Annotated in this window: 1 rRNA gene; it reads left to right on the top strand. The window is 51.0% G+C overall.

Annotated elements, in window-relative coordinates:
- Positions 1-157 precede the first annotated feature (157 nt).
- Positions 158-263, top strand: a 5S ribosomal RNA gene (gene rrf / locus QSJ95_RS32725); the annotation flags it as partial.

Genomic DNA, 263 nt, shown 5'->3' with positions numbered 1-263 from the left:
ACTAATTGCCCGTGAGGCTTGACCATATAACACCCAAACAATTTGTGTGTTAGACGGTGAAGTCGACGAACCGAAAGTTCGTGTGAACCGCAAATACCTGTCACATACCCGAATCAGGGTGAGCGTGTGCGTAAGTCACGAGCATCCGAAAGAATTGCTTGACGACCATAGAGCGTTGGAACCACCTGATCCCATCCCGAACTCAGCAGTGAAACGACGCATCGCCGATGGTAGTGTGGGGTTTCCCCATGTGAGAGTAGGTC

It is taken from the genome of Pseudomonas sp. NBRC 100443 (assembly GCF_030268185.1).
Lineage (GTDB): Bacteria > Pseudomonadota > Gammaproteobacteria > Pseudomonadales > Pseudomonadaceae > Pseudomonas > Pseudomonas citronellolis.
The sequence above is the reverse complement of the archived record's forward strand: the minus strand, read 5'-3'. Positions and strand labels throughout refer to the sequence as shown.